Origin of the sequence: Mycobacterium sp., from assembly GCF_032159775.1 — a bacterium.
Taxonomy (GTDB): domain Bacteria; phylum Actinomycetota; class Actinomycetes; order Mycobacteriales; family Mycobacteriaceae; genus Mycobacterium.
Genome location: NZ_JAVHWK010000014.1, coordinates 1 through 7,477 on the forward strand (window position 1 = coordinate 1; position 7,477 = coordinate 7,477).

At 64.8% G+C, this 7,477-nt stretch carries 5 protein-coding genes; 2 read left to right on the forward strand and 3 right to left on the reverse strand.

Translation table 11 applies throughout. The annotated features are described in order from the left end of the window. On the reverse strand, positions 1-1,642 hold a 1,642-nt coding region (gene eccCa / locus QOJ24_RS01390), incomplete at its 3' end, for a type VII secretion protein EccCa (protein WP_526258368.1). A gap of 106 nt (positions 1,643-1,748) precedes the next feature. Here eccCa and eccD point away from each other — a divergent pair. Together eccD and mycP are read left to right on the forward strand one after the other, a co-directional pair. After that, positions 1,749-3,134, forward strand: a complete 1,386-nt coding sequence (gene eccD / locus QOJ24_RS01395; protein ID WP_526258370.1) for a type VII secretion integral membrane protein EccD — start codon at positions 1,749-1,751, stop codon at positions 3,132-3,134. Further along, positions 3,131-4,528, forward strand: coding sequence for a type VII secretion-associated serine protease mycosin (gene mycP / locus QOJ24_RS01400; RefSeq protein ID WP_526258372.1), 1,398 nt, complete (start codon positions 3,131-3,133; stop codon positions 4,526-4,528). Before eccD ends, mycP begins: the two co-directional genes overlap by 4 nt. On the opposite strand, the gene eccB is transcribed toward mycP, so the two are convergent. Both eccB and QOJ24_RS01410 read right to left on the reverse strand, forming a co-directional pair. Continuing rightward, positions 4,493-5,875, reverse strand: coding sequence for a type VII secretion protein EccB (gene eccB, locus QOJ24_RS01405; RefSeq protein WP_526258374.1), 1,383 nt, complete (start codon positions 5,873-5,875; stop codon positions 4,493-4,495). The genes mycP and eccB overlap by 36 nt on opposite strands. Positions 5,876-5,940: 65 nt before the next feature. Further along, on the reverse strand, positions 5,941-7,431 hold the full coding sequence (locus QOJ24_RS01410; RefSeq protein ID WP_526258376.1) for a PE-PPE domain-containing protein: 1,491 nt from the start codon (positions 7,429-7,431) through the stop codon (positions 5,941-5,943). Positions 7,432-7,477 lie beyond the last annotated feature (46 nt).

A 7,477-nucleotide genomic window follows, 5' to 3' on the forward strand; every position in this document is an offset into this window, starting at 1 on the left:
TGGCGAAGTTGCCTGCGGCCCTCAACAGTTGCTGACGCCTTGTCATTTCGCCGGCCAGCGCATCCTTCATCCGCGCGACGAGGTGCGCCTCCGCCGCGAGATTGGTGATCACCGCGGCCACATGGGGCGCACGCTCGAACCCCAGGAAGCTGGCACCTCCCTTGAAATCGACGAGGACCAGGTTGAGGGTGTCGGGCGGATGCGCTGCGATCATGCCGAGCGCGAGCGTGCGAAGAAATTCCGATTTGCCGGATCCCGTTGCGCCGATACACAAACCGTGTGGGCCCATACCGTTCGTCGCCGCTTCCTTGATGTCCAGGTCGATGGGCCGGCCACGCTCGGACACGCCGATCGGGACCCGCAACATCCGTCCGGGGGCACGAGTGCTCCGCCAGATCACTGCCGGGTCGACCGCACCGACATCGGCGATACCCATCAACTCCGGCCAGCCGATAGACGGTGGTACCCGCGTCGACACCGCGATGCCGCGCGCGGCCTGCTGATATCGCGACATTCGACGCGCATAGGCCAGCGCATGTCCCCTCGTCATCGTGTCGGGGCGCGCCGATACCTCCTCGTCGGCTTCACTTCGCCCGATGATCGTATCGGCGGCCACAACAAGGCGCAGTGCAGCGATGTCGCTGCACGCGACGCCGAGGTCCACAACTGTCACGCAAGGTTTCGGACCCGATGTGAACAGACTCTCGGTACCGGTAACCAGGCCGCCGTCGATGAACAGCACCGCATGATGTGCGATGCAAGTCTCGAGTGCGCTCTCGGCAGACGATAGCGTGGTGTACGTCAGCCGTGCCGGACCACCGTCATCGGTGGCGTGCGGATGCCGATGGTGCGGCAGCCATTTCAGCCAATCCCACTCTTCTGCGGTGAGCGGACTGACGACAGCAGCGATGCGCAGGTCCTCGGGACCGTGCGTCAGTGTCAGCTGACATATCACGGCACGGAGCATGCTTCGGGCGGCACCTAGGTCACCACTGACCGCTATCGGGGCGATCTCCTTCAGCGCCAGGGGAACAGGGAGGTCGGGCACCATCGCGCAGCGGCGAAAGAGCCGCCGCAACTCCATCGCGGTAACCGGATCCCGCTCTTCCGCAGGGCCGAGGTCCGGCATGACCAAGGGGGTCGACAGGCGTTGAGAGCTCAGCCCGATCCGAACCTGCGCGAAATCGGCGTCGTCGGGTCTGCGTTCCCACATTCGCCTACCGCCGATCATCGTCCACAGCAGGTCAGGATCCGGGCTGCTCCAAACAAGCGAAAGTCGCTGCTCGTCAGCGGTGTTTAGGATGGATGACTCCAACGACGCGAGGTAGCGAAGATAATTGCGCCGGTTGTGATTGATCTCTGCGACCCGACCGCCTCCGCGCGATCCTGAGACCATCGTCCCCAGCAGCGAACCGACCATCATCACTGGGAAGAACATGAACATCGGATTCCGGGTCGCCGATGCGCCCGACGTGAGATAGACGGCCATCATGCCCACAGTGCCGACGACCATTGTCACGGGCAGCAACCGGGAGACCGGATTGCCGGGCACGTCTCGTGGCACCTCTGGAGGCGGTTGGACGACGACGTCGCCCTGTGCGGTAGGCGGCGGTGCCTGACGCGGCTCGATCAGAAACTCCATCGGGTTAAAGACGAGACAGCAGCCGCGTTCGTTCCCTTTCCACAGCAGGAAATTTGGTGCTGCTCGCCAAGAGTTTCCGCGGTTACGGTGAACCGCGGGGGGTTACATGATGGTTCTGGACCTGTGCCGGGTGACGGTGCGCACGTGTGGGTTCGGCACGTCGACGGCGGCCGATCTCACCTTGCCAACGACGCCGGAGCTGGGCGAAATCCTGTCCGCGATCGTCGATCTGGTAGGCGTGGGGCATGAGACGGCCGATGGCAGTCTGCCGGAGCGGCTGAGGCTCGCGCGCGTCGACGGATCGACGCTTGACGAGTCGGTATCGCTGTTCGAGAACGGCATTCGGGACGGCGATGTTCTGCTGCTCGCCGCGGAACCCATTCCGAGGCCGGAACAGCACTCAGAAGACCCGGGCCGGCACGCCGTCGATATGTCGGCATCGGCCGACCGTGGTACCGCATGGGCGCACACAATGGGCTCAGTTGCGTGTTTGTGGTCAACGGGCATCGGTGCGACGACGCTGGCATGGCCCGGTCCCTCAGCACCTGGCACCCGCGCCGTCGTCGCGGCGATCCTGGCGGTGGCGGCGACTGTCGCCGCGATACTTATCAATCATCTCGGTGCCCAGCCGTTGCCGACACTGACCCTCGGCATGACCGCCGCGGTATTCGGTGCGATCGCCGGATTCTTGGCCGTCCCCGGCGGACCTGGACCGCCGAACTACTTCTTAGCGGCGGCCATCTGCTCAACGGTTGGGGCAGTGCTGATGCACGTCACATCCTGCGGGACCGCGCTTTTCACGGCAATCGCGGCGTTCTCGGTTCTGGTGGCGGTCGCCGCCGCGGTAGCGGCGGTTTGGCCTACACCGACAGCCGCGGTTGGCGCTGCTTTGGCTGCCGCTTCCTTGGCGATGATCAATGCAGCGGCCAGACTCTCGATTGTCCTGACCGGCCTGTCTCCGCGGATGCCGAGTTCGGTTGACGCTACCGCCGACGAGATCCCTCTGCCCGCTTCGGTCGGTGCCCTTCGAGCGGCGCGCGGCCATCAGACATTAACGGGACTTCTTGCGGGGTTCTCGCTGTCGGCGGCGCTTGGCGTCGCATTGGTCGCCGCAGATCAACGCAATCACGTCACGTGGAGCGGTATCGCATCTACCGGTGCCGTTTCGGTGGCACTGGTCCTGCGGGCCGTCCAGCAACGAGGATCCGTTCGTTCCACCACAATTCTTGCTGCTGGATTCGTCAGCACCACCGCGGGTTTCACACTTCTGGCACTGTCCGCGCCGAGGCAAGCTCCCTGGCTTGGTCTCGTTGCAATGATCGTGGGTGCGAGCACTCTGTGTCTGACTCTCGCAGATGTCGGAGAGCGGCTGAGCCCCTTTGTGCGGCGCGGCATCGAAGTCGTCGACTATCTCGCACTCGCGGCGGTGGTACCGCTGGCGTGTTGGGTCGGAGGCCTATTCGGCTTCGTCCGCGGCCTGAGCCTGACATGACATCTCGATCGACACGAGTCGCCGGCGCCATCGTCTTGACGACGATCTCGGTGTGGATGTCACCCGTTGCGGCGGCGGTCGCCCCACCTTCGATCGATGATTCGCTGCTGCCCGAGCCGCGACCGCCGGCTCCGCCGAAAGCCACCGAACAGCGGCAGCAGTGCCTCGCGTCAACCCCGTCCACGCCGAGCGGAGGACCCGAGGCAGCTCAGCTGAAGGGGCTTGATCTCGCCGCAGTTTGGCGGCTCAGCCGCGGCTCGGGTCAGACTGTCGCCGTCATTGACACGGGCGTTGCCCGTCATCGCCTGCTGCCGCATCTCATCGGCGGGGGTGACTACGTCTCCACCGGTGACGGTACGGACGACTGCGATGGTCACGGCACGATAGTGGCAGGAATCATCAGCGCTACTGAAATATCCTCGGGAGCTGCGAGATTCAGCGGGGTCGCGCCGGAAGCGACGATCATCGGCATCCGGCAGTCGAGCGTCAAGTTCGCGCCGGCCGGTCAGTCTGCACCGGGTTTCGGCGACGTCGATACGCTCGCCATGGCGGTCAGGACCGCCGCGGACATGGGCGCTTCGGTGATCAACGTGTCGTCCATCGCCTGCGTTGCCGCCGCCGCGAGGCTCGACGATCGTGCGCTCGGCGCGGCATTGGCATATGCGGTCGACGTCAAGAACGTTGTCGTGGTGGCCGCAGCGGGAAACGTTGGGGGTCTCGGCCAATGCCCTGATCAGAATCCAACGGCGGACCCGACTCGCCCCGGCCGTCCTGATTGGGATTCGGTGAAAGTCATTGTGAGCCCGGCATGGTACGACGACTACGTTCTGACGGTGGGCTCCGTCGATCAGCAGGGGGCGCCGTCGCGGTTCACACTTGCCGGGCCGTGGGTAGACGTCGCGGCGCCGGGAGAAGGCGTGGTGTCGCTGGATGCGGACGGAGAAGGTCTCGTGGCCTCTCTGCCGACGTTCGGCAATTCGGCGCCGATTGTCGGGACGAGTTACGCGGCGCCCGTGGTCAGCGGAATCGCCGCTCTGATCCGGGCACGATCACCGCATCTGACCGCACGACAGGTCATGCAGCGGATCAAAGACACCGCGCATCGGCCGCCGTCGGGCTGGGATCCTTTCGTCGGCAACGGTGTCGTCGACGCGCTTGCCGCCGTCAGTGGCGGCACCTTGGGCACGAACGATCTCGTCGAAAGCACCGTGTCGAGCGACGGCGACGTTCGGCCGGTGTCACCGCCGGAGAGTGAATCCAAATCGGATCCCAGTGGGCGACGAATCGCATTCGGCGGTGCCGCGGTTTGCATCGCGGTGGTGGCCGCTGCGATTGCGACGACGGCCTCGGTCGGGCATTTACGGCGGAAGAGCCACACTGTCGCGCGCAATTAGCGCGCTTTCGCGGCTCAGTTCGGGTCCGCGGGGCAGCCGTGTCAGCACCGGCCACGGCGCCCAAACTGGATCGCCCTGCACTCCGACAACTTTGGCTGTATTCGCATCATGAAGGCCGAAAAGCACTCCCCCGTCCGTCACCAGATACAGCGGACCAGCATCGTCGCGGCCGCCGCTGAGAGCCGCCGCCCGCACGTATGCGCTTCGTCCTGACGGCACCGCGACGCTGTCAACGGCGGGCCCGTCGCCGTCGGCCTGCGCCAGATCGACCGGACTCGAGTGCGTGGGCAGTGAATCGCCGAGCCACAGAATGGTTTTCGATCTGTCGGGGCGCCACTGCGCGCAGAGCACACCGTCGGCGCCCGCGTCTGAGGTCGTACCTGCACGGCCGGGAAAGATCGACGCTGGGAGGAAATCGGCGACCGGTACATCACTGATCGTGTCGGGTGAGACCGAAGCGATCTCGCGACTGCTCTGAGAGTCCACGCCGCGAATCAGATTCGCCGCCACTTCGCCGATGCGCGCAACGCCGTCGGTCAGGACGACGAAGTAGTCGTCGGCGTCGACGCGCGTCACTCGGACCACTGTCCCTACCCGCATGCCGGCGATAGCGCCCGGTTGGCCGGCGCCCGGGATGCGTGGCGGGGCGATCGGGGGCGCTTCGGGGATGGCGTCGAGCAGGGCTCTCGAGACAGGCCGTGGCTCGATGCCGTCGAGTCGCAGGGCCCACACGACGCCGGGATTACGGAGGTCGACTTGCGCGCGCCAGCCGTCGTACAGCAGGTATGTCGTCGCCGCGCCTTCGGATCGCGGCGTGACCAATACATTCGGTTGGTTGTCGCGTCCGTCGAAGTCGTCGAGACGACCCGCGATCACCGTGGTGGTCGTGGCGTCACAAACCGTCCAGGCTGTTTCTCCGTCGGACAGGGGCTTGGAGATGACGGCAGGCGCGCCGGGGATGCCAAGGAGCGGACCGCGCTTCGCCTTGTCGATATCGGCGGGACTGACAACCTGCGGACGCGCTGCGCTTCCGGTGGCCAAGCGCGCTGACGCCAAATTCAAGACTGGGTGCAGCGTGTCGTCGATGCGGACATACAGCGCCCCTGAGTCACGGGACATGACGACTGCGGCATCGCCCAATCCGGCATTCGGCCGCAGGAACGCCAAGATCGCGCATCCCGCGACGACGACGATCGCCAGAACGCAGCCCGCGATGAGCGAGAGCGACTGCGCCCGCATCGGATCGTGCAGCATCCGCATGTCGCCACGCAGCAGCGCGTGTTCCATCCGCCGTACGAGAAATCGGTACCCGCTGACTTGCAGCCGGGTCGTCGGTTGACGAGCCATACTCCCCCGGCGCCCAGCCTAATGCCCGCCGAGGGTATGACCCTTCACCAATTGCGTTTCGGCGCTTAGTTGTCTGGGTCGCTGCCGGCAGAGGAGTTGTCATCCTTGCCGAGCGCCTTCTTCGCGGTGTCGGAAACCGCCTTGACCACGTCGCGCACCGGGTGGAAGTCCTTCAGCTCATTCTGCAGCGGCCGATTGGTGCTCGATCCGTTGGGACCCGTCGTGGTGTTCTCGCCGGGTTTGGCGAAGATGCCCAGCCGAATGTCCGGTGCACCCAAAGTCGGCGCCGTCGTCTTCGAGACGATCGTGTTTGTTGTGTTCGTGTCCGACAAAGTCGTCAACGTCTGCGGACCCTGTCCTGCCGGCGGCGGAAGCGGTGTGCGACCCGGTGTCAGTGCCATGTTGATGCCCTCGGGGATGTCATTGACGAGGTCCACCGCGGTCCCGATGGGGTTGAAGGTCTTCGGTGGAAGGATCGTTCCCGGCTGCGGATTGGCGTAATTCGTCCGGTCGTAGCCGGTTTCGATGATCGTCTGGGTGAACGGCGACAGGAAGTCGGTGACAGGCACGATCAATGCCGACGTGCCGGTCGCGTCACCGAGATCGACGAACGGCTGGTAAAGCGGCAAGTACTTGGCCGGCAAGGTGACGTAGATGGTGTCGCTGCCGTCGACGTGCTGGCAGTATGTCGCCGCACTGCAGTCAGCTTCGGCGGCCGCGACGGCATCCTTGACCTCTTGCGGGGTGTAGCCATATGGCGTCTCTCCAACCGGATCGTCCCCGTTCGGCGCCAAATAGGTGCCGTGGATGTACTGGAAGCCAGCAACGGCATTGAGCACCGCCACCGGATTGGCCAGCCACTGCGGGAAGTCGGCGACGCCGTCGTACATCAGCGCAAAGTCTGTCGTACAGATGCGTGCGCCGCCATTACATGTGTCTGTCGGTGACGGATCGCCGAACTGAGCGTCCAGGATGGGGACGTTGCCGAGGAAGGCGAGTCGCTCGAAGAATCCACCAGACGGGCGCTGCGGATTGCCGATAAAGAAGTAGTCGGTAGTTGGATCGCCGGGCTGCACGTTCACCTGCGGATGCAGCCTCTTGAAATTGCTGGCCACCGTCGCGCCCTGCGAATACCCGAAGATGATGACGGAATTACCGGCGGTCGGTGGTGTGTACGCGGCTGTGAGGTTCTTGACACCGTCCGCGACTGAGACGTTCCACTTCTGGCCCTCGAGGCCGCCCCATCCCGGCAGAGGAATCGGCCAGAAGGTGGCGTAGTAGTCGATGCCCTGTACGGCTTGGGGACAGCCGGCTGCGGGAGGTGAGCCGCACGCGCCGCTGGGGATGACGTAATAGTTGACTGCGTTGTTGAGGTAATCCGGTGCAGCATGTGGTGTGCCTGTGCCGGGCACGATCAGCGCACGCACTGCGGTCAACCCAATAGAAGCAGTGACCGCCGTCGTCAACGACGACATCAAGCCGACGAGGAGCGCGGCCAGCGCCGTCAGGATCGCGACGACGATCGACCTTGTTACTGAACGGGTTGAATTGCGCATCAACGCTCCTAGCCTCGGTTCTCGGAGGCATCCTGCCAGCACGAGC

Bases quoted from the DNA above. Each gene is read 5' to 3' on its own strand.
- eccD (WP_526258370.1), top strand. From the start codon at position 1,749: ATGATGGTTCTGGACCTGTGCCGGGTGACGGTGCGCACGTGTGGGTTC.
- eccB (WP_526258374.1), bottom strand. From the start codon at position 5,875: ATGGCTCGTCAACCGACGACCCGGCTGCAAGTCAGCGGGTACCGATTT.
- mycP (WP_526258372.1), top strand. From the start codon at position 3,131: ATGACATCTCGATCGACACGAGTCGCCGGCGCCATCGTCTTGACGACG.
- QOJ24_RS01410 (WP_526258376.1), bottom strand. From the start codon at position 7,431: ATGCGCAATTCAACCCGTTCAGTAACAAGGTCGATCGTCGTCGCGATC.